Here is a 20,003-nt window from a genome sequence, read left to right as displayed (position 1 = left end):
CCCAAGGCCGCGCATGGAGTGGTGACCGCGCATGGAAGACCGCGCCTCGCCGCCCTATCGCGTCAGGATCAGCCGGTTGTCCGCTATCTCGATCCGCTCGAACCGGTTCAGGTAGGTCATGCCCAGCAGCGAACGGTCCATCTGCCCGCCGTTGACCGAGGCGCGCAGGTTGCGGTCCTCGACCGGTCCGAGGGCGACGCGGTCCAGCACCACGGGCGCGATGCGCACCTCGCCGTTGGCCGTCCGGGCGGTGCCGATGAAGTTCAGATCCGCCGGGTCCAGCCCCACGCGGGCGGCGTCCTGGCGTGTCAGCACCACCTGCGTGGCCCCGGTATCCACCAGGAAGGGAACGGTGACGCCGTTGACCTGCAAATCCAGGTGAAAATGCCCGTCGCGGCCGCGCGGGACCTCGACCACATTTTCGGAAATGGTCGCCTGGGTCAGGGTCAGATCGCCCTTCATGTCCTGCCACAGCCCCGCGGCGGCGATGGCGCCCACGAAGATCAGGACCCAGATCATCGCCTGCTGGGCCATCTGGGAGCCACGCAACCGGCTGTGCGCCAGGTAGGACCCAAGGATGGCCACCCCCAGTATCGAGAGAAACACGAATGATGCGATCTGGTCTCCGGTCATTGGCAACAGATAGGGTTTATCCGCCCAGACCGAAAGACCTCAGACCGTCGAGGACGAATTGCACCGAAAGCGCGGCCAGCAGCATCCCCAGCAGTCGCGTGACGACGTTGATGCCGACCTTGCCCAGCAGCCGCTCCAGCAGGCCCGCGCCCAGGAACATGATCAGCACCAATGCCAGCACCGCCAGCAGCACGCCCATGATGGCAGCAAAGCCGACCAGCCCCTCGCCCCGGCCCACCAGCAGGATGATGGTGGCAATGGCCCCCGGTCCCGCGATCAGCGGGATGGCAAGGGGGAAGACCGACGGGTCGTCGTCGTCTTCCTCGTCCTCGTCGGCCTGATCGCGGCGGCGCTTCTGGCGGCGTTCGAACAGCATGTCCAGAGCGGTCAGGAACAGCAGGATTCCGCCCGCGACGCGAAAGGCGGGCATCGAGATGCCGATGAACCCGAGCACGGCTTCGCCGAAGAGCGCGAAGACCAGCAGGATCGCGAAACTGATGACACAGGCCCGCACCGCGAGCGCCCGGCGCCTTGTTGCGGTCATGCCCCGGGTCAGGGCGACGAAGATCGGGGTCAGCCCGATCGGGTCGATCACCACGAAAAGCGCGGCGAAGGCGGTGACGAGGAAGGCCAGGTCGATCATGCCCGCGACCCTAGGCGGGCGCGACCCGCGTGACCAGCCCCCGCGACCCGCCCAAGCATTGACAGCGGCATGCACGCTGGCCTACCCGTCGGAAGACGGTTCCCGGCGGTCACACACCGTTGGGTGAAAAGGGAACGTGGTGCGCCCGATCCGGGCAATTCCGCGGCTGCCCCCGCAACTGTAAGCGGCGAGCGGCGCCGAAACTGACCACTGGGGACGATGCCCCCGGGAAGGTCCGGTGACCGCCCCGACCCGCGAGCCAGGAGACCTGCCGTCGTGACTGTCAACCCGGGCGGGGTGCCCTGGCAAGGCGTCTGCGATGACAGAAGGTCCCGTCTGACCAGTGCCGCGCCAGCCTCCGCCGCAAAGCGCGGAGGGCGCGATGATCCTGAACGATATCCTGAATGCCATGCGGGTGCCGGGCTGCTCGGACGCACGGGCCCGGCAACTTGCCCACATGGGCTACGTCGAATGGCTGGGCGCGCTGCCCGGCACGGCGAACTACCCCGAAGCCGTCGTCCGTGCGCTGGGGGCCGCGGCCCCCCTTCGGGACGACGAACCGTCGGTGGCCGAGTTCTGCCGGCTGCTGGAGAACAGCCTCAACCGTCCGCTGGAGCCGCTGACGCTGATCCCCCCACGGCCGGGCCGACGTGGCGGCACGCGCGGGCGGCGGGCGATGCTTTAGCGGGCATTCCCAAGCGGCGTTCCCCGCCGTCGGCAGCACCCCGGTCAGAGGCGGTCAACCGGCCTCGGCGGAGTCCAGTTTCTGTTGCGCGGCCAACCAGAGGGTCTCGGCACGCTCCAGCCCCTCCATCACCTCGGCATACTTGCGGTTCCATGTTTCCAGCTCACCCGCCTTGCCGTCCTCGTAGAGCGCGGGATCGGCCAGCTTTCCGGCCAGTTTCCCGCGCATCTCCTCGATCTTGGCGACGCGGGCCTCGCATTTTCGCACCTCGGCGCGCAGTTCCATGATGCGGTCGCGCGAGGGACGGGGGGCCTTGGGTTTTGCAGGCTTCGCCGGCTTGTCGCCCGAGATCAACAGCTTGCGATAGGCCTCGAGGTCCTCGTCGAAGCCCGTCACGCGGCCGTTCTTGACCAGCCAGAGCCTGTCGGCCACCAGGCTGAGCAGGTGCATGTCGTGGCTGACCAGCACCACCGCGCCGGAGTAGGCCGTCAGCGCCTCGACCAGGGCCTCGCGGCTTTCGATGTCAAGGTGGTTGGTCGGCTCGTCCAGGATCAACAGATGCGGCGCGTCGATCGTGGCAAGCAGAAGCGACAGCCGCGCCTTTTGCCCCCCCGACAGCTTGGCCGCGGGAAGCTCGGCCTGGTCTGCGGTCAGTCCGAAGCCCGCCAGCCGCGCCCGCAGGCGGCCCGGGGCCTCGTCGGGACGTTCGCGGCGCACGTGATCCAGCGGCGTGTCCTCGGGGCGCAGTTCCTCCAGCTGGTGCTGGGCGAAGTAGCCCACGCGCAGTTTATTGTGGGCGGTGAACGTCCCCTTCTGAGGGTGAAGTTTTCCGGCCAAGAGCTTGGAAAGCGTCGATTTACCCTCGCCGTTTCGGCCCAGAAGCGCGATCCGGTCGTCCTGGTCTATGCGCAGCGACAGCCGGTCCAGAACCGTGGTTTCGCCATAGCCCACGGCGACCCCGTCGGTCGCGATGATCGGCGGTGAGAGCTCCTCTGGTTCGGGAAAGCTGAAGGCGCGCAGGGCAGCCTCTTGCGGGGTCGAGATCAGGCTGATCCGCTCGATCATCTTAAGCCGCGATTGGGCCTGTTTCGCCTTGGAGGCCTTGGCCCGGAACCGGTCGACGAAGCTCTGCAGGTGGGCGACCCGGTCCTGCGCCTTGCGGTTCTGTGCTTCGGCGACGGCCAGCCGCGCGGCGCGCTGTTCGGCGAAACGGTCGTAGGGCGTGGCGTAATAGGTGAGCTTGCGGTCTTCGAGGTGCAGGATGCCGCCCACGGCCCGGTTCAGCAGACCACGGTCATGGCTGACCACAAGCACCGTGTGGGGGTAACGCGACAGGTAGCTTTCCAGCCAGAGCGCACCTTCGAGGTCGAGGTAGTTGGTCGGCTCGTCCAGCAAAAGCAGGTCAGGGGCAGAGAACAGGACAGCGGCAAGCGCCACGCGCATCCGCCAGCCGCCCGAAAAGGCCGAACAGGGCATGCGCTGCTCGGTATCGGTAAAGCCCAGCCCCTTCAGGATCGCGCTGGCCCGCGCCTCGGCCGACCAGGCGTCGATATCCGTCAGCCTGGTCTGGATTTCGGCGATGCGGGCGGGGTCCTCGGTGTCCTCGGCCATCAGGGCCAGGCGCTCGGTATCGGCCGCCAGCACCGTGTCCAGAAGCGAGGTGTCCGAGCCCGGCACCTCCTGGCTGACACCGCCGATGCGGGCGCCCCTGGGCAGGTCGATCGTGCCGCCCTCAAGCGTCAGTTCACCCCGGATCAGGCGGAACAGCGTGGTCTTGCCGGTGCCGTTGCGCCCCACCACGCCCACCTTGTGGCCGGTGGGAATGACGGCGCTGGCGTTCTCGATCAGGGGGCGGCCCTCGACCGAGTAGGAAATGTCTGAAATTCGCAGCATGCCGCAGGAGGTGCCAGAGGGCGGCAGCCGCGTCAATCGCACCTTTTCAAGCCGACCCCCCCATGCTATCGGCGCGGCGATATTCAACCCGACCATCGAGGAATGACCCATGGCCACCGAACGCACCCTGTCGATCATCAAGCCCGACGCCACCGCCCGCAACCTGACCGGCAAGATCAATGCCAAGTTCGAGGACGCCGGCCTGCGCATCGTCGCCCAGAAGCGCATCCAGCTGACCAAGGCCCAGGCCGAGCAGTTCTACGCTGTCCACGCCGAGCGCCCCTTTTTCGACGAACTGACCGGCTTCATGGCGTCGGCCCCGGTCGTCGTGCAGGTCCTTGAAGGCGAGGGCGCCATTGCAAGGAACCGCGAAGTCATGGGCGCGACCAACCCGGCGGATGCAGCGGCCGGCACGATCCGCGCCGAGTTCGCCCAGTCGGTCGGCGAGAATTCGGTTCACGGGTCCGACGCGCCGGACACCGCCGCCGAAGAGATCGCATTCTTCTTTTCGGGCCTCGAACTGGTGGGCTGAGTCGGACCGGAATTCCATGACTTCGATGCCGCCCGGACCTAGCCGTCCGGGCGGTTTTCCTTTGCCAGCGCCCATTGGGTCAGGGGCGGGCCGATCACCTCGAATATCACGGTCGAGGCGACGGTGACGGCAAGAACGGTCGCGCCCGCCTGCGGGAACCGTTCGGCCGCCACCAGCGCCATGCCGACCGCAACGCCGGCCTGCGGTAGCAGGGCGGCGGCGGTGCGGGCCCCGTGGGCCGGCGTCATCCCGGCCATCGGCCCGCCGATCGTCCCGCCCAGGAGACGCCCCATCAGGCGCAGCCCCATGTAGGCTGCCCCGGCCCAGCCCGCCGCCACCAGCGCGCCGATGTCCAGCGAGGCCCCGGCCATGACGAAGAACAGCAGCAGGAAGGGCCACTCGATACGCTCGATCTCGTGGAAAGGGCGGTCGTGGTGGCGGGCCAGGTTCGTGACCAGCGCACCGGCGGTCATCCCCGCGATCAGGAATGACACGTCAAGCCAGAGTGCCAGCCCCGCGATGACCAGGACAAGTCCCAGTGCCTCGATCAGGGTGGGCTCGCCCGGTTTGACCCGCCCGGTCAGGGCGGCGGCGGGCAGTCCGAGCGCAAGGCCAAGCATGACGGCCCCGCCGATCTCGTAGCCCGCATCGGCGAGCACAGCGGCGTCGCCGTTTCCGCCGACCGTCGCAGCCAGGGTGAGCAGGAGCGAGAAGGCCAGCAGGCCCCAGGCGTCGTCGATGGCCACGATGCCGATCAGGAGTTTGCCGAAGGGAGTAGTCTGGGCGTCGGCCTCGCGGATCACGTCCAGCGTTGCTGCCGGGGCGGTCGCGGTGGCGATTCCCGCCAGCAAAAGTGCGGCCACCAGCGATGTGCCCAGCGCCCAGAGGCCCAGCCCGACCACCAACGCCGTGCCCGCTACCAGGGCCAGCGACATGACCAGGATGGCGCGGCCCTGGGCGGCCAGGGTGCCCCGATCAAGGCTGCCACCCATCAGGAAGGCGACCATGGTCAGCGCCGTCGGTGCCAGCACTTCGTGGGCGGAATGGATGTCGATGGGCAGCCAGTCCAGCCCCGGCGGGCCCACGATGACCCCCATCAGGATCAGCAGCGTCACGCGGGGGACATGGACAACATGCCCGACAGCGTCCAACGCCAGCCCGGCAAGGAACAGCAGGCCGATGGCAAGGATCACGATTTCCGGTGTCATGGCGCCACGTTAGGCCGCGGCGGCCCGCGCTTCAAGCGCGGCAGTGGCGCGCGAACTCTCGGTCGCGCAATCCGGTTTCGACCAGCAGGCAGCGGTCGCGGGCTTCGTAGTAGTAGCCGCGCGCGTACCACATCACCGCGGCGTCGATGTCGCCATCGGCCACCAGCCAGGCCCCCCGCAGGTAGCGGCCCGCGTAGGTCAGGTTCGTTTCGGCGTCGAGGAGCGTCCCGGGCGGACCGGAATGGCCCATCTGCGCGGCGGTTTCGGGCAGGATCTGCATCAACCCCCAGTAAGGCCCGTTCCGCGCGCCGGGGCGATAGTCGCTTTCGCGCTGAATGACACGGTGCAACAGCGGCTCGGGGATGTCATGGATGTCGGCGTATTCCTCGACCAGCGCCCGCATTTCGGGCGTCTCTCCGGGATAAAGCGCCCGCTGTTCCGCCTTGCGGACCTCCGGCGTCGGGCTGCCGCCACAGGCGGGCAGGATGGCAAGAAGAAGCAGGGCCGGGATCAGTCGCATGGCCGACAGGAATAGCCCCGGAAAGATCATCTGCATAGTCCCGCATTCGGGGATCGGCGAGAGCACGCCGGGGTGATCGGAGCGATCTGGATGAAAACCGCGGACCGGGGCCGGGTGGCGCGGTGGGAGAGGGCCGCGCGCCGGGCCGCCGATCCGCGGGTCTGCTGCGCGCCCTGAAAGGAGGACAGGGCACGCAATTGGGTCGGACGGCCCTCAGATGCTGGCGAAGTCCCGGAACAGCACCGGTTTCGGCGGTCCGGGGCGTCGCCGCGTGCCCGCGTTCGTGGGCTGGCGGGTCGCGGGCGGTGGTGTGGGCCCGTTTGCGCTGTTCGTCGCGCTATCATGTGCCATGACGGTCACCTGCTCTGTTTGTCCTGGTCTGCCTCGCCGACGTTGTCGGATGGCCTCTTGACGGGCCATCCTCCGACGTCAGCAGGCAAGGGCGACCAGAGCGGGGCGGAAATGTGGCAATTCCGGGGCGATTGTGCGGACCCGCCGGGCGATGGCCGGTCAGTTGCGCATGGGGATGCCTTCTTCCCAGCGGAACCCCACGCCGCCGCCCTGCCAGACCCCGTCGCCGAAGGGGCTGGGGCCGTCGATGTCCAACGCCGCGGGCAGGCCGTTGTCGGGCACAAGGTCTCGTGTGCCACGCACGGTGCTGCGGTGCATGATCCGCAGGCCCTGGTCCTCGGCGGGCATGTGCGCCTCGGGGGCTGCGCGATGGGCCACGGCCAGGTTGTCGATGAAGACGCAATCGTTCTCGCGGTATTCATAGGCCGTGGCATAGCCGCCCTGAAGGCCTGCGTTCAGGATGTCGTTGTAGGTATGGCACAGCGTCTTGAGAGCATCGGCATCGAGCAGGCGCGCCCCGCCGGCACCGGGCAGGACTTCGACCACCGCGCCGGTCATGCCCAGGTGCAACCAGATGCAGGCCTGTCCCGAGACCGGGTGACGATGGACAAGCGGATGGACCACGCCCGAGGCTGAATTTACCGAGGCCAGCCGCGACCAGTGGTCCTGCGTCTCTTGCGGCAGGGCGTCATGGGCCAGCCCCTGGTGGGCGAACCATGTGCCGCCGCCTTTCTCGGCCGGCCGCACGATGTGATAGCCCGAATGCGAAAAGGTCGCGGGCAGGAAGCTGCCGTCGTTGTGCCATTGCGGCCCGACCCCTGGAATACCGTGGCGGCGATCATTGGACAGGCGGAAGATATGCGGATTGCCACCCGGCGTGGCGGGGTGAACGCCATGGGTGCTGTGCAGCTCGCGCCCGCCGAACCAACACGAGGCGCGCAGAAAAGCCTCGGGATCGACGGGCTGGTCGTTCTTGAAGACGAGAAAACCGCGCACGGCCATTTCCTGTTCGAGGGCATCCAGCACGTCGCGGGACGGGGTCTGCTCGGCGGACAGGTCGATACCGTGAACCTCGGCGCCGATGGGGTCGAGGGGGCGGATCTCTGCCCCGGCGGTCGCGATCAGGGCTTGGCGCTCGGGGTCGATCGTGTGCGGCAGGATCATGGGCGCACCTCCTTTCAATATTCTTCCTACCTAGGTTGCGGCCCACGGGCGTGAAAGGGGGGCTCCGGGCCGCTTCGCCTGGTCAGTGGTCCCGATCTGCGGGTAACGGGGCGGCGCGACGCGGCAGCGGTGTATCCAGCCCGACGTCGCCGTAGGCCCGGACGCGGTCCTCGCCGCAGCGGAAACCATGGGCACGGGCATCGGCCACGGCCCGGGCAAGCGCATTGGCCCCCGCGGTTGGGCTGGCGTCAACGATGCCCACCATGCAGCTTTCGTCCCCCGCGCCTCGCGCGACGCTGCTGATGACCAGGATCTCACGCGGGTCGGGGTCCGGGCCGACGAACCAGCGATGGATGGTGGCCACGATCCGTGCCGCCCCTCCCGTGCCATGCTGCCGCCATTCCACGGTCTCGTGCACGCTGTTGAAACTGGTGAAACTTTCCCACGGGCCGAAGCGGCGGGTGCTGCCGTAATCCATCGAGACGCGCGCGTCACCCTCGGCCAGCATGAGGGAAAGCCCCGCCGGCCCGGGACAGACCAGCCGCCCGCCCATGCCGGCCTCGTCCGCCGGGCGGTCGGTGTCCGGGGCCGTGCAATCGGTCTGCCAGTCATGCGTGGTATAGAGGCTGCGGACCTCCTGCGCCCCGGCCTGAACCGGCAGGACCAGCGCAAGAAAGGCCAGCGCCCGTATCATTGCGCGGGCCTCCGCACCACCACGCGGTCGAACAGGGCCAATGTCTGCTCGGGGCCCAGAGTGCCGGCGAAGATGGCAGGCGGCCCCTGCGTGCGCAGCAGGGTGACAGGTTGGGTCTCCAGCATCCCGGGGCCGTCCGGCCGCATGGACCAGCCGTTCATGTCCAGCCGCGCGCGGTAATCCCGACCCGTCTTGACCAGGCTGAGCGTCGCGCCCTTGTCCTCGAAGTCGGACAGGATGCGGCCAAGGTCGTAATCGCGCGGACAGCAGGAATCGCTGGCGATCTCCAGCGCGTCGCTGGTTTCTTCGCCACCGGTGACGGCCAGCAGCTTGAGCCACATGTCGTCGTTCGAGTTGCCCTGGCGGTAGACTTCGGCAACCACGTAATTGTCCGGGTCGGCATAGCGCCCGACCTGCAGGATGGCGCGGCGTCCGCCGAGGGACTTCACCTGCCCCATGCGGGCCGTGAACGCGGCGGCGATCTCCCAGTCGCCTTCGGGCAATTCGGCGGCCGTCCAGGAAAAGACATTGGGCTGGTCGGGCTTGCCGAGGTAGCCGTCAGCGACGGTCATGGTCATGAGCGCGCCGTCCTCGAGGACAAAGCCGTTCGGATCGGGCTGCTGAACGGCCCAGTCCGCACCCAGTTCGGCCCGGTCGAAGTCATCCTCGAAGATCGGTCCGGCTGGCGCGGGGGCCGGCTGGCTGACTTCCTGAAGGGCGTCCGTCAGGCTTTCGGCATTTGCGGCGGCCATGTAACGGCCGCCGGTGCGCTCGGCCAGGCAGGCCAATTGTCCATCCGGGTCGGCCACGTCGAAGCCCACCACGTGGGCGGTCAGTGGTGTGCCCGCTTGCGCCAACTCCGCGCCCAGCGCGCAGAGATCAGCGCCGCAGTTTTCCAGCCCGTCGGTGACCACAACGACCGAGGACGCCGCGCCCCCCGCGCCAAGGCTGTCACGCGCGGCGCGCACCGCGGCACCGATGGGGGTCTTGCCGCGGGGGCTGATGCCTTCCATCAAGGCGCCCAGCCCGGCCCGGTCCAGCGGGGCCGGGTCGGCCAGCACCTCGATGTCCTGGCAGTCGCCCTCGCGCCGGTGGCCATAGGCCATCAGTCCCAGGGCGGTGTCCTCGGGCCAGTCGGCCAGCATCCGGTCGATCGAGTCGCGGGCGATCTCGATCTTGGCGCGCCCGTCGATCTGGCCCCACATGCTGCCCGACCCGTCGAGGATCAACATTGTGCGCGACGCCGCAGTGTCCTGCGACAGGGCAGGGGCTGCGGCCAAGGTGACGACAAGGATGGCGGCCAGGCGGGCGAGATCTGTGATCGGTTTCACGGCGGGACTCCCGGGGTTGATGCCGGGGGCGCGACGTCCACCTGCCAGTGGCCACCACGGCACCGCAATGGTGGCAGCGGCGGCGCGACCGCGCGATGGGGGCACGCCCCCGGAGGATCGAATCACGATCAGCTTGTCGCAACACCCCTGCATGGATCAACCCGGCGTGCCCGGTCATTCACGGACCGATGCGGTTGCAACCCGATAGAGGGCGCGCGCGGGGACGTTACATGGCGTGCGACCGTGCCCTCTGCACTCCCAACTCCGCAATCGCCCGGAAAACTGCCGGGTGTCGCCGGGCGATGGCAGCAGGACCGGCGGACACAGGTCGCAAGGGCGGCCAAAACACCGCGAACCGCGCCGCGCCGGTCAGGTCGCAGGGTCCGCCGATGCCAGACGCAGTCCCTTGCCGCCCAGATCGCGGAAGGCACGCTGGCGGCAGGTCAGGACGATGATCTGCAGATCGCCCGCCTGCCGATGAAGGGCGTCGAACATGCGCTCGATCCGGTCGTCATCAGTGAAGACCAGCGCGTCGTCGAGGATCACTGGCGCAACCCGTCCGGCGGTGGCCAGCATCCGGGCGAAGGCCAGCCGCACCAGCAGCGCCACCTGCTCCTGCGTGCCGCCCGACAGGATGTCGATCGGTTCTTCCTGGCCATCGCGGATCAGCGCGTCGGGCAGCAGCGATTCCTCGCCCCAGGTCAGTTCGGCCTCGGGCCAGAGCAGGTGCAGAAGCGGCTTCAATTCCCGCGCGATCGGAGTGAAGTAGCGCTCGCGCGCCTCGGTGCGGGCGGCCTCAAGCGCCTTTTCCAGCCGCTGTAGTACCGCCACCTCGTGCTCGATCCGGGCGAGGGTGGCCTTGGCCGCGCTGAGCGCCTCTTCGGTTTCGGCCAGCCGTTCCTCGACCGCGTCGCCGGAGGACCGGGTGATACGTTCGTCGAGCCGGGCGAGGAGCGGTTTCAGGCGGGCGATCTCGTCGCGCGCGCCTTGATCGACCGAGGCGGCCCGGTTCAGCGCGGCCTCGGTGCCGGCGAGGTCGGGGGCATGGCTTGCCTTTTCGGCATGGATTTTCTCGGCGGCGGCGAGGGCTTCGCCCGCCTGCGCGGCCTCGGAGGCCAGCGCCTCTTCGGTGCTCCCGCGGTACTTCGCCAACGCACCTTCGGCCCGGGTCAGGCGGTCCCTGAGAGAGGCGAGCGCGGTTTCGGCGCGGGTGGCGGCCTCGCGGGCGTCGGACAGGCGGTCAGACGTTGTATCGAGGGCAACGCGAGCCTGCGTGTGGGCCGCGCTTGCCGCCTCCAGTGCGGCTTCGGCCTCCTCCGGGTCGGTGGCGTCGGTGTCGGACTCCACCTGCGGGATTTCTGCCAGCGCCTCGCGCAGTGGGTCGATGCCGTCGGGGGCAAGACTGTTCAGGACTGCCTTCGCCTCGCCATGCGCGCGTTCCGCTTCAACCCGGGCGGCGGCGCTGGCGCGGGCCGCGTCGAGATCGTCGGCGCCGATGGCGTCGAGCGCCTTGCGCAGGGCGTTGGCCGCGGCCTCGACCGTGCTGTCGTCATGGCCCGCGTCGCCGGGGCGAACCTCGAGCTCGCCGATGCCGGCGATGCTGAGCCGCGTGGCGCGGGGCAGGGGGACGGGTTGGCCGTCGGGCAGCGGCATGTCGCCGGTTCGGATTGCGTCGGCCTTGCCTTCTTCATACCGGGCGATGACCTGTGTCGCCGTTGCGTCCCGCGTGGCGATGGCCGTGGCATGCGCGGCGGCGAGGTGTTCGATCCGGGTCAGGGTCTTTGCATCCGGGCCGGAGCGCGCGGTCGCCTTGGCGGTCTCCATCGCGCTGCGGGCCTTCTCGGCCTCGGCGATGCGGTGCTCCAGTTCCTGTCGCCGGTCGGCGCCGTCGCGCGCGGCCCGGGCGCGCAGGGCGAGGGTGCGGGCGGTCTCGGCCGATTCAAGGGCCTTCTGCGCGGTGTCCAGATCGCGCTCGGCGGCTTCCTTTGCCGCGCGCGCGGTCTCGAGCGCCGTCTTCCTGTCTCCGGCCGCCATTTCTGCCGCCGCTGCCGCCTTGGTGGCATCGGTTTCTTCCTTGAGTGCCTCGCGGAACCCATCGAGCCGGGCGCGGGCGTTTTCGGCGGTCAGCCGCGCCATGTCGAGTTTGCGCGCCTCGGCGTCGAGCTCCTCGGCGTGGCGTTCGGCAGCCGCATGGGCCGCGCGGGCGGCCTCGAGCTTTTTCCGCCGGCCCTCGGCCGCCGCCGGGTCTTCGAGCTCGCGCAGGTCTCGGCGGGCCCGCTTGCGTTCGGCCAGCGCGCCGTGCAGGTCGTCCGCCGTCGCGGCCAGGGCGTCGCGCTGTTCGGTCAGAGTGTCTACCCTGTCCAGCGCTGTCTTCCACGGGCCGTTGGCATAGGGCCGCCCGGTCTTGGTCGCGTAGGCGGCCAGTTCCTCGCGGCAGCGGGCGAGGGCGCTGTCCATCCGCCGCCCGCCGGTCATCGCCTCGACCTCCTCGCCGACCGACGACATGAGGTCTCGCCGGGCGTCGAGCGCAGCCTTCTGTTCCTTCGTCGAGCCGCCGGTCAGGTCGGTCATGCCCTGCCGCACCCAGATCAGGCCCGAGGGGCCGCCGGCATCGCCGCCCAGCAGATCCGCGATCCAGGCCTCTGCCGCGTCGGCCTGCGCGATCAACGTGCCGTCGCGGTGGACCGTCGCGGCAGGCTTTTGCAGCCACCGTTTCATGACGGTGAAGCGTCGGCCGTCGGCGTCGATCTCGATGGTCACCTGCGGTGCGCCGCCGGCATGGGGGCGTAGGGCCGTGACCTCCTTGTCGCGGGAGCCGTGGGGCTTGAAGAACAACGCCTGGATCGCGTCGAACAAAGTCGACTTGCCCTGCTCGTTGGGCTCGGAAAGCACGTTCAGCCCGTCGCCAATCTCGCCCACGCGCACCGGGTCGGTGAAGCGGCGGACATTGTCGAGGGTGATGGAGCGGATCTTCATTCCGAGGCCTCCCTGACATAGGCGTAAAGACGGGCGAGCGCGTCGGCGGCGACGTCGCGATCCTCCTGCGAGAGGGCATCGGATTCGGCGTCTTCCTTGAGCATGTTGGCCGCCAGCCGCAGCGCGCCGCCCCGGTCGATCTCGTCGAGATCGGCGGAGTCGTACTGCGTGCCCAGCGCATCGGTCACGAGGTCGAAATGGGCGAACTCGGGCGCGCAGGCGGTTGCGGCGCGTTCGAGCTCGGCCCGGTCGGGCAGCCCGGCCCAGCCGGTGGCCGCTACCCGCATCAGGATATCCCGCCGGCCCGATGGCGGCAGGGCGTTAGTCAGCGTGGCGGCCGCATCCTGCCTTGGGTGCAGGCGCAGTTCGACCTCTTGCCAGAGGAAGGTGCCGGTCTCGATCTCTTCCACCTCTGGCGTGGCGCCCGGGCCTTCGAGTGCAACGCAGAGGCAGACGCCCCGGCGGCCATGCTTGAAGCGGTCCTGCTCGGGCGTGCCGGAATACTGCACCCGGTCCGACACGGCCATCCGCCCGTGCCAGTCGCCCAGCGCGAGGTAGTCGAGCCGCGCGCTCCGGTCGCGGTCGGGGGCGATGGCCTCGCCGCTATCGGTGAAGTCGGTCACACCGCCATGGGCCAGCCCGATCCGCATCCGGCCCTCGTCGCTGGCCATGGTCACCAGCGGCTCGGACGGATCACTCGCACCAGAGCGGAAGGCGATGGGGCAGGGCAGAAGTGTCGCCACCTCGTCAATATCATGCGGCGCGGCTTCCAGAAGGGCCACGACGTTGCCCGGCGCATCGCGGCAGATCGCCTCCCACAGGGGTTCGGCATCCCTCAGGTTGTCGTGGTTGCCCGGCAACAGCCACCATGTCACGTCGGGCGCTTCGGCCATCGCGGCGAGCGCCTGCCGGATGACCGTTGCCGACGGGGTGGCGGTGTCGAAGGTGTCGCCAGCCAGCAGGACATGCCCCGCCCCCCGGTCGCGCGCCGCCCCGGCCAGCCGGGCGATCGCGCCGTGCCGCGCCTCCATCAGGCGGCCGCGGATATTGCCGTCGGACGGCTGGGGGATATTCGCGTATTTCCGACCGATATGAAGGTCGGAGGAATGAATGAAACGAAATGACATTGCGGCTCCTCAGCGGTGCTTATTCCGAGTCCCGGATCGTGATGCAACACGTGGAGACACGCCACGGGATTTGTGCTCCGGGCTCGTTCAGGGTCCGGCCCGACACCAACCGGACGCTGGTCACGGCGGGATGACCGCCCTTTAACAGGTTGCCAAAGGTGCCGGAGGGCGGAAAACCCGGTGATTTTTCTCAACAGGATAAGTTCCGTTTCGGGCTTCCTGTCAAAAAACCAAGACACATCGTATAAACGAAGCCTGTCATTCTCTGGCTTGGAACCTGCATTCCAGTCTTTCCCGTGGCCCCGTTGCAGAGGTGGGTGCGGCGTTTGATGTGCTGCGCCAGAACATTGCTTCGCGCTCATCCGGAAACACGCTTTGTCGTCGCGCGGCCCCGGTTTTCGCACCGGTTTGATCGGAATCAGTGACCTATGAGGCCAAATGTGCGATTCTTGGACTTTAGGAGGTGTACCATGACCAACAAGACCGACAAGTCCAGGACGCAGGGGGGCGACGACCCCATGGCGCAGATGCAGGAGATGATGTCCCAGTGGCAGAGCATGGGGCTTGGTGCCATGAACACCATGGGCACGGGCTGGATGGAGGCCATGTCGGACATGGGCAGCGAGTGGCTGCATTTCATTTCCGAGCGGGTGTCGAAGGACGTGAGTTTCCAGCACCAGTTGCTTCATGCGAAGTCCCCGCAGGACGTCCAGAAGGTCCAGTCAGAGTTTCTCCAGGCGGCGGTTGAGGATTACACCAAGGAGACCGGCAAGATGGTCGAGTTGAGCCGCAAGGTGTTTCAGGTCGACGAGAATGCCGGGACCGGCAGCGACTCGGGCAAGGGGTGAACCGACACAGGTGTGGTGTAATGAAGCGGGGCCTCTCCAAGGTGGAGAGGCCCCTTTCATTGACGGCGCGACGGGGCGCGTGTCTCGGCCCTTCTGGGGCATCGGCCCGATCCTGATGACCATCTGGCGGCCTTCGAAGGCGTTTTCGGAGAAAATGCCCAGGCCGGTCGTGCGTTTGTGCCTGCAAATGCCGAGAGGGCTCCGGTTGGATGGCGCGTGTCTCAGCCCTTCTGCGGCATCGGCCCGATCATCATGACCATCTGGCGGCCTTCCATCTTGGGCATGTTCTCGACCTTGCCAAGGTTCTTGACGTCCTCGGCCACCCGTTCCAGCAACTCGCGGCCAAGGTTCTGGTGTGCCATCTCGCGGCCGCGAAACCGCAGGGTCACCTTGACCTTGTCGCCGTTTTCCAGGAACCGGGTGACGTTCTTCATCTTGACGGTGTAATCGTGCTCGTCGGTGTTGGGCCGGAACTTGACCTCTTTGACCTCGATGACCTTTTGCTTCTTCTTGGCCTCGGATTCCCGCTTTTGCTGTTCGTACTTGTATTTGCCGAAATCCATGATCTTGCAGACCGGGGGATTGGCGTTGGGCGAGATCTCGACCAGGTCCAAGCCGACTTCGCCGGCCAGGGTCATCGCCCTGTCGGGGCTGACCACGCCGACGTTTTCGCCGTTGGGGCCGATCAGGCGGATTTCAGGGGCCCGGATGCGATCGTTGACGCGGGGGCCGGTGTCGCGCGTGGGCGGCGCGTTGTGGGGTCTACGGGCTATGGGTCTTGTCCTTTTCTCGATGGCTTTCGGTCCCGCAAGTTAAACGCGCGCCCGATGGCGTTCAAGGCCCCATTCGCGCCGCTACCGGGCTGATTTCCGCAACGGGGAAGGCTTTGCCGCGCTTCCCGCTTCCCAAGGCGTCGCTGGCATGGAATAGAGACGGTGCCGGGTCCGATTGGGGGGCCGATCCAGAGATTTCTGAAAGGACTGATACAATGCGTGCGCTCATCATCATCATCGTTGTCGCCGGGCTGGGCTATTTCGGTTACCAGTATGCCGCCAACGACCGCACCCCGGCCGAGGCCTTTGCCGTTCTGACCGGCCAGGCCGAAGAGGCGGCGACCGAGGCCTCCGAGATGGCCGACTCCGCTGCCGAGAGGGCCGAGGAAACCGGCGAGACGGCCGCCGAACAAGCCTCCGACATGGCCGAGGACGCCACAGCGGCGGTTGACGAAACCGTGCAGGAGGTGACCGAGGCCGCCGAAGGCGCCGCCGAAGAGGCAGCAAATGCCGTGACGGAAGCCGCCGAAAGCGTGGGCGATGCTGTCAACGACGCGGTCGAGGAGGCCACCGGAACGGCCGGGGAAATGGCCGATGGTGTCATGGATACCGCGGGCACCGCGGCCGATGAGGCCGCCGAGGCGGCTGACACCGGGACCGATGCCGCGATGGACATGGCCGAAGATGGCGCCGAAGCTGCAACCGATATGGTCGAAGACGCCGCCGAGGCGACGACCGACATGGCCGAGGACGCCGCCGAGGCGGCCGGTGATGCCGCGCAAGAGGCCGGCGACGCCGTCGAAACCACGACCGACGCGGCCGAAACCGCTGCGGAGGAGGCGACCGAGGATGCCGCCGGGGCCACCACCGCTGAGCCCACCACCGAGGACGCTGCCGAGGCGAGCGTGGACGCGGCGGGTGCTGACACCGACGGCGCGGGTCTGTCCGGCCTGCTGAATGCCGAGAACTTCGATCCTGCTGCCGTTTCCGAGTGGGTCGAGAATTCCGACCTCAACCCGGCGGTCAAGCAGACGCTGACCACGGCCGTGGACCAGGCCGCCGAGAACCCGGAGTTGATCCCGGGCGTGATCGACCGGATCCGCGAGGCCGCGGGCCTCTGAGCCACTGACACCGGTACAACGAAACGACCGGGGGCCGCCTGATCGGGCGGCCCCTTTTACATGCTCCGAATATCCGGGATGTCGCGCGGTGGGCCTAGCGCCCGGTGCCCTGCAAGACGCCGTGTTCCAGCGCGTAGCGGGTCAGCCCGGCGGTCGAGGCGATGCCCAGCTTGCGCTTGAGGTTCTTGCGGTGGGTCTCGACCGTGCGCACCGAGATATCCAGATCGCCGGCCACCTGCTTGTTGGACTTGCCCTGGGCCAGTTCAAGCAGGATCTGCTGCTCGCGGCCGGTCAGCGGCTCCCGCCCGTCGGCGATGCGGGGTTCGAGCGCGCGGGTGGTGCCGGTGCACAGGTATTCCTCGCCCCGCATCACCGCGTCGATGGCCGTCTTGATCTCGTCGGTGGGAACGTCCTTGAGCACGTAGCCGCGTGCACCGTGGGCCAGCGCGGTCGAGATATACTCGGGGCTGTCATGCATGGACAGGATCAGAACGCGGGTCTGTGCCCGGTGTTCGAGGATCATCTCGGTGGCCGACAGCCCGCTTACGCCGGGCATGTTGAGGTCCAGCAGCACCACGTCGGGGGCCAGGTCCGTTACCCGGTCAACGGCCTCTTGCCCGTTGTTGAGCACCCCGACGACCTCCAGGTCGTCATAGGTTTCCAGCAAGGCCTCTATGCCCTCGGCCACCATGGGGTGGTCATCGACGATCAGCACGCGGGTCATGCGCTTTCCTTTTCGGTCGTCTCGTTGGTCCTGCGCCCGGGGCGCAGCATGTGGCTCAGCGGGACCAGCGCCTCGATCACCGTGCCCCGGTCCGAGGACGAGATGCGCAGGGTGCCGTCCAGTTGCTCGACCCGTTCGGTCATGTTCCGCAGGCCGAGCCCCGCGGCAGCATGGCCCGACTGGCGGTCGATCCCCGCCCCGTCATCGGCGATACGCATGTAGGCGCCCGTGCGGCTGCCGCGCAACTGGACCGACACCAGGGTGGCGTTGGCGTGGCGCTCGACATTGGTCAGCGCCTCCTGGGCGACGCGGTAGAGCGCGATGCGCGCTTCTTCGTCCAGACGGCCGCGGAAGACCACCGTCTCGAATTCGGTGGCAATGCCGGTGCGGGCGCTGAAATCATCCGTCAGCGACTTGATCGCGGGGCCCAGGCCGAGGTCGTCCAGCACCCCGGGGCGAAGGTCGCGGCTGATGCGGCGCACCTCCGAGATGGCGCCGCCCAAGGCCGCGGCTCCCTTGTCGAGGCTGTCCGCGGCACGGGCATCGCCCTTGGCCAGGCGGTGCTGGGCCAGGTCCAGCGCGTAGCGCACGGAAACGAGGATCTGGCTGATCCCGTCGTGCAACTCGCGCGCGACGCGGCCGCGTTCCTCTTCCTGGGTGTCGATGATCCGTTCGGTCAGGTCCTTGAGTTTTGCATCGGCCAGGCGGCGTTCGCGGATGTTGAGCACGATGCCCGTGGCGAAGACCGCCAGCAGTGCGATGATGGTGATCCCCAGGATCACGTAGGTGGTCGTGCGGATGCGCGCCTCGACCTCTGCGCGGGCCGCGGCGACGCTTGAGCGGATGTCGTCGACGAAGATCCCGGTTCCGACGACCCAGCGCCAGTCCTGCAAGCCGTTGACATAGGCGATCATCGGGGCGGTCTCGCCGGTGCTGGGCTTGGGCCAGTCGAATTCGTGATAGCCGCCGCCCGAACGGGCGATGCGGATCAACTCGTCGGTGACGGGCACGCCGTTGACGTCGCGCAGTCCGGTCCAGTCGCGCCCGATCAGCTGGGTCTGGCGCGGGGCGACCAGGTTGGTGCCGTCGTAGTCGAAGACGAAGAAATAGCCGTCCTGGCCATAAAGCATGGCCGCAAGGATGCGCGTGACCTCCAGCTTGGCGCGCGCGTCGTCCGGGGCGGCGCGGCCGTAGATGTTGACAAAGGCCGTGCGCGCTATGGAGAGGTAGTTCTTGAGTTCCGCGCGCTTGGCCTCGATCAACTTGGTCTCCAGCGCCGCGATCTCGCGGTCGGCCAGCTGGCGAGACTGGTTGGCCACAAGAACCGATATCATCGCGACCGAGATCAGCAGCGGCACCGTGGCCAGCAGGAAGAGCTTCTGCCCATAGCTCAGTCGCAGCATCGGCCGCCTTGCCCGTGCGTCTGTCAACATGACGATTCGATACGTCAGATTCGTGCCGCTGCCTAGATGTCAGTGGCCAGGGTGGGCACTTTCCCGGAGACGGAGGGTCATGACTGGTAAGGTTTTCTTACAAAAACGGGCTTACTCCGTGGCATTGGGTATTTCGCCACGCCTGACCTGTGGCTAGGTTCGGTGCACTGCAAACGATCTGCCCGTGCCCCGGGAGGGGGGAGGGCGAACAACCTTGGGAGGACCAACATGGATCGTCGTTCGTTTCTGAGAAAAGGTGCCGTCGGCGGTGCCGCAGCGGCCGCGGCCGGCACGCTTGCCGCGCCGGCCTATGCGCAGGGCAATCGCACCCTGACGCTTGTCACCACCTGGGGCCGCGGCCTGGCCGGGGTGCATGACAGCGCCCAGTATTGCGCCGACATGATCACCGCGATGAGCGACGGCCAGTTGACCGTCGAGCTGAAGGCGGCCGGCGAACTCGTGGGCGCCTTCGAGGTCTTCGATGCCGTCTCGGCCGGGCAGGCCGACATGTATCACGGCGTCGACTACTATTTCCTGGGCCAGCATCCGGCGCTGTCGTTCTTCTCGCAGATTCCGTTCGGCATGAACTTCATGGAATACGCGAACTGGTACTACCACGACGGCGGCAAGGAACTTGCCGATCAACTCTACAGCATCTTCGGTCTCAAGGCCTTCCCGGCCGGCAACACCGGGCCGCAGTCGGGCGGCTGGTTCGCCCAGGAAATGAACGGGCCCGAGGATTTCCAGGGTCTCAAGTTCCGAATGCCCGGACAGGGTGGCCAGGTCCTTGGCAAGCTGGGGGCCTCGGTCCAGAACCTGCCCGGCGCAGAGGTTTACCAGGCGCTGGCCTCGGGCGCGATCGACGGCACCGAGTGGATCGGCCCCTGGGCCGACGAGAAGGCCGGCTTCCAGGAGATCACCAAGTTCTACTACACCGCCGGTTTCCACGAGCCCGGCCCGAACCTGAACCTGACCATGAACCTCGACGTCTACGAGAGCCTGACCCCGGCGCAGCAGGCGGTTGTCGAGAACGCGACGGCGGCCAGCAACATCTGGACGATGTCGCTGTTCATGGCCAACAACTCGGCCGCACTGCAACGCTTGCAGTCCGGTGGGGTCCAGCTTCTCGAATTCCCGGACAGCGTGTGGGATGCCTTCGGGGCCGCCGCCGCCGAAGTCGTGGCCGAAAACATGGGTGACGACATCTATGCCGAGTGCCACGAGAGCTACTACGCGTCGCTGGAAAGCTCGGCCCAATGGATCAGCCGGTCCGAGGCCGCTTTCGCCGCGCAGCGTAACCGCATCATGGGCATGTAGGATCGCGCCCTTCGGGGCCTTTGCGCCGGA

General features: G+C 67.8%; 18 protein-coding genes and 1 riboswitch. Of the genes, 5 read left to right on the top strand and 13 right to left on the bottom strand.

What is annotated here, in order from left to right:
• Nucleotides 1–54 precede the first annotated feature (54 nt).
• Together VJ897_RS08795 and VJ897_RS08790 are read right to left on the bottom strand one after the other, a co-directional pair.
• On the bottom strand, nt 55–633 hold the full coding sequence (locus VJ897_RS08795; RefSeq protein WP_324055181.1) for a retropepsin-like aspartic protease family protein: 579 nt from the start codon (nt 631–633) through the stop codon (nt 55–57).
• 16 nt (nt 634–649) lie between these two features.
• Nucleotides 650–1,276: a MarC family protein gene (locus VJ897_RS08790; protein WP_324055179.1), complete on the bottom strand. Its 627-nt coding sequence runs from the start codon at nt 1,274–1,276 to the stop codon at nt 650–652.
• 79 nt (nt 1,277–1,355) lie between these two features.
• Nucleotides 1,356–1,566, top strand: a riboswitch (cobalamin riboswitch).
• 92 nt (nt 1,567–1,658) lie between these two features.
• Here VJ897_RS08790 and VJ897_RS08785 point away from each other — a divergent pair.
• Entirely contained in the window at nt 1,659–1,961 is a 303-nt protein-coding gene (locus VJ897_RS08785; protein WP_324055177.1) for a hypothetical protein, read from the top strand.
• A 54-nt stretch (nt 1,962–2,015) separates the two neighbouring features.
• Here VJ897_RS08785 and VJ897_RS08780 read toward each other — a convergent pair whose 3' ends face one another.
• Nucleotides 2,016–3,854, bottom strand: coding sequence for an ABC-F family ATP-binding cassette domain-containing protein (locus VJ897_RS08780; RefSeq protein WP_324055175.1), 1,839 nt, complete (start codon nt 3,852–3,854; stop codon nt 2,016–2,018).
• Nucleotides 3,855–3,963: 109 nt separating this feature from the next.
• On the opposite strand from VJ897_RS08780, the gene ndk reads away from it, so the two are divergent.
• On the top strand, nt 3,964–4,386 hold the full coding sequence (ndk, locus tag VJ897_RS08775) for a nucleoside-diphosphate kinase (RefSeq protein WP_324055173.1): 423 nt from the start codon (nt 3,964–3,966) through the stop codon (nt 4,384–4,386).
• 38 nt (nt 4,387–4,424) lie between these two features.
• On the opposite strand, the gene VJ897_RS08770 is transcribed toward ndk, so the two are convergent.
• The 7 genes from VJ897_RS08770 to VJ897_RS08740 form a co-directional block, all read right to left on the bottom strand.
• Nucleotides 4,425–5,594 carry a cation:proton antiporter gene (locus VJ897_RS08770; RefSeq protein ID WP_324055171.1) on the bottom strand — a complete coding sequence of 390 codons (1,170 nt, stop codon included), beginning with the start codon at nt 5,592–5,594 and terminating at the stop codon, nt 4,425–4,427.
• Between the two features lie 31 nt (nt 5,595–5,625).
• Nucleotides 5,626–6,144 (bottom strand): transglycosylase SLT domain-containing protein, encoded by a 519-nt coding sequence (locus tag VJ897_RS08765; protein ID WP_324055169.1) that lies wholly within the window; start codon nt 6,142–6,144, stop codon nt 5,626–5,628.
• Nucleotides 6,145–6,624: 480 nt separating this feature from the next.
• On the bottom strand, nt 6,625–7,629 hold the full coding sequence (locus VJ897_RS08760) for a TauD/TfdA dioxygenase family protein (protein WP_324055167.1): 1,005 nt from the start codon (nt 7,627–7,629) through the stop codon (nt 6,625–6,627).
• Nucleotides 7,630–7,711: 82 nt separating this feature from the next.
• Nucleotides 7,712–8,323 (bottom strand): hypothetical protein, encoded by a 612-nt coding sequence (locus VJ897_RS08755; RefSeq protein WP_324055165.1) that lies wholly within the window; start codon nt 8,321–8,323, stop codon nt 7,712–7,714.
• Nucleotides 8,320–9,654 (bottom strand): vWA domain-containing protein, encoded by a 1,335-nt coding sequence (locus tag VJ897_RS08750; protein ID WP_324055163.1) that lies wholly within the window; start codon nt 9,652–9,654, stop codon nt 8,320–8,322. Before VJ897_RS08750 ends, VJ897_RS08755 begins: the two co-directional genes overlap by 4 nt.
• A gap of 369 nt (nt 9,655–10,023) precedes the next feature.
• On the bottom strand, nt 10,024–12,630 hold the full coding sequence (locus VJ897_RS08745) for an AAA family ATPase (protein WP_324055161.1): 2,607 nt from the start codon (nt 12,628–12,630) through the stop codon (nt 10,024–10,026).
• On the bottom strand, nt 12,627–13,757 hold the full coding sequence (locus VJ897_RS08740) for a metallophosphoesterase family protein (RefSeq protein WP_324055159.1): 1,131 nt from the start codon (nt 13,755–13,757) through the stop codon (nt 12,627–12,629). The genes VJ897_RS08745 and VJ897_RS08740 overlap by 4 nt, the downstream gene beginning before the upstream one ends.
• 470 nt (nt 13,758–14,227) lie before the next feature.
• On the opposite strand from VJ897_RS08740, the gene VJ897_RS08735 reads away from it, so the two are divergent.
• Nucleotides 14,228–14,605: a phasin family protein gene (locus VJ897_RS08735; protein WP_324055157.1), complete on the top strand. Its 378-nt coding sequence runs from the start codon at nt 14,228–14,230 to the stop codon at nt 14,603–14,605.
• Nucleotides 14,606–14,826: 221 nt separating this feature from the next.
• Here VJ897_RS08735 and infC read toward each other — a convergent pair whose 3' ends face one another.
• On the bottom strand, nt 14,827–15,291 hold the full coding sequence (gene infC, locus VJ897_RS08730; RefSeq protein ID WP_324055209.1) for a translation initiation factor IF-3: 465 nt from the start codon (nt 15,289–15,291) through the stop codon (nt 14,827–14,829).
• Between the two features lie 302 nt (nt 15,292–15,593).
• Between infC and VJ897_RS08725 the strand changes: the two genes are divergently transcribed.
• Nucleotides 15,594–16,499: a hypothetical protein gene (locus VJ897_RS08725; protein WP_324055155.1), complete on the top strand. Its 906-nt coding sequence runs from the start codon at nt 15,594–15,596 to the stop codon at nt 16,497–16,499.
• A gap of 94 nt (nt 16,500–16,593) precedes the next feature.
• Here the strand turns inward: VJ897_RS08725 and VJ897_RS08720 are convergent, their stop codons facing one another.
• The gene (locus VJ897_RS08720) at nt 16,594–17,223 is read right to left on the bottom strand and encodes a response regulator transcription factor (protein ID WP_324055154.1); all 630 of its coding nucleotides are present in this window, start codon (nt 17,221–17,223) and stop codon (nt 16,594–16,596) included.
• Nucleotides 17,220–18,626 (bottom strand): cache domain-containing protein, encoded by a 1,407-nt coding sequence (locus tag VJ897_RS08715; protein ID WP_324055152.1) that lies wholly within the window; start codon nt 18,624–18,626, stop codon nt 17,220–17,222. Before VJ897_RS08715 ends, VJ897_RS08720 begins: the two co-directional genes overlap by 4 nt.
• Nucleotides 18,627–18,884: 258 nt before the next feature.
• On the opposite strand from VJ897_RS08715, the gene VJ897_RS08710 reads away from it, so the two are divergent.
• Entirely contained in the window at nt 18,885–19,973 is a 1,089-nt protein-coding gene (locus VJ897_RS08710; RefSeq protein WP_324055150.1) for a TRAP transporter substrate-binding protein, read from the top strand.
• Nucleotides 19,974–20,003 lie beyond the last annotated feature (30 nt).

Origin of the sequence: Salibaculum sp. (assembly GCF_035270045.1) — a bacterium.
Lineage (GTDB): Bacteria > Pseudomonadota > Alphaproteobacteria > Rhodobacterales > Rhodobacteraceae > Salibaculum.
Note: the sequence above shows the minus strand (reverse complement) of the source record. Positions and strands in the feature narration are given on the sequence as shown.

Coding starts and splice junctions, on each gene's coding strand:
- VJ897_RS08795 (WP_324055181.1), bottom strand. CDS start 633: ATGACCGGAGACCAGATCGCATCATTCGTGTTTCTCTCGATACTGGGG.
- VJ897_RS08790 (WP_324055179.1), bottom strand. CDS start 1,276: ATGATCGACCTGGCCTTCCTCGTCACCGCCTTCGCCGCGCTTTTCGTG.
- VJ897_RS08785 (WP_324055177.1), top strand. CDS start 1,659: ATGATCCTGAACGATATCCTGAATGCCATGCGGGTGCCGGGCTGCTCG.
- VJ897_RS08780 (WP_324055175.1), bottom strand. CDS start 3,854: ATGCTGCGAATTTCAGACATTTCCTACTCGGTCGAGGGCCGCCCCCTG.
- ndk (WP_324055173.1), top strand. CDS start 3,964: ATGGCCACCGAACGCACCCTGTCGATCATCAAGCCCGACGCCACCGCC.
- VJ897_RS08770 (WP_324055171.1), bottom strand. CDS start 5,594: ATGACACCGGAAATCGTGATCCTTGCCATCGGCCTGCTGTTCCTTGCC.
- VJ897_RS08765 (WP_324055169.1), bottom strand. CDS start 6,144: ATGATCTTTCCGGGGCTATTCCTGTCGGCCATGCGACTGATCCCGGCC.
- VJ897_RS08760 (WP_324055167.1), bottom strand. CDS start 7,629: ATGATCCTGCCGCACACGATCGACCCCGAGCGCCAAGCCCTGATCGCG.
- VJ897_RS08755 (WP_324055165.1), bottom strand. CDS start 8,323: ATGATACGGGCGCTGGCCTTTCTTGCGCTGGTCCTGCCGGTTCAGGCC.
- VJ897_RS08745 (WP_324055161.1), bottom strand. CDS start 12,630: ATGAAGATCCGCTCCATCACCCTCGACAATGTCCGCCGCTTCACCGAC.
- VJ897_RS08740 (WP_324055159.1), bottom strand. CDS start 13,757: ATGTCATTTCGTTTCATTCATTCCTCCGACCTTCATATCGGTCGGAAA.
- VJ897_RS08735 (WP_324055157.1), top strand. CDS start 14,228: ATGACCAACAAGACCGACAAGTCCAGGACGCAGGGGGGCGACGACCCC.
- VJ897_RS08725 (WP_324055155.1), top strand. CDS start 15,594: ATGCGTGCGCTCATCATCATCATCGTTGTCGCCGGGCTGGGCTATTTC.
- VJ897_RS08720 (WP_324055154.1), bottom strand. CDS start 17,223: ATGACCCGCGTGCTGATCGTCGATGACCACCCCATGGTGGCCGAGGGC.
- VJ897_RS08715 (WP_324055152.1), bottom strand. CDS start 18,626: ATGCTGCGACTGAGCTATGGGCAGAAGCTCTTCCTGCTGGCCACGGTG.
- VJ897_RS08710 (WP_324055150.1), top strand. CDS start 18,885: ATGGATCGTCGTTCGTTTCTGAGAAAAGGTGCCGTCGGCGGTGCCGCA.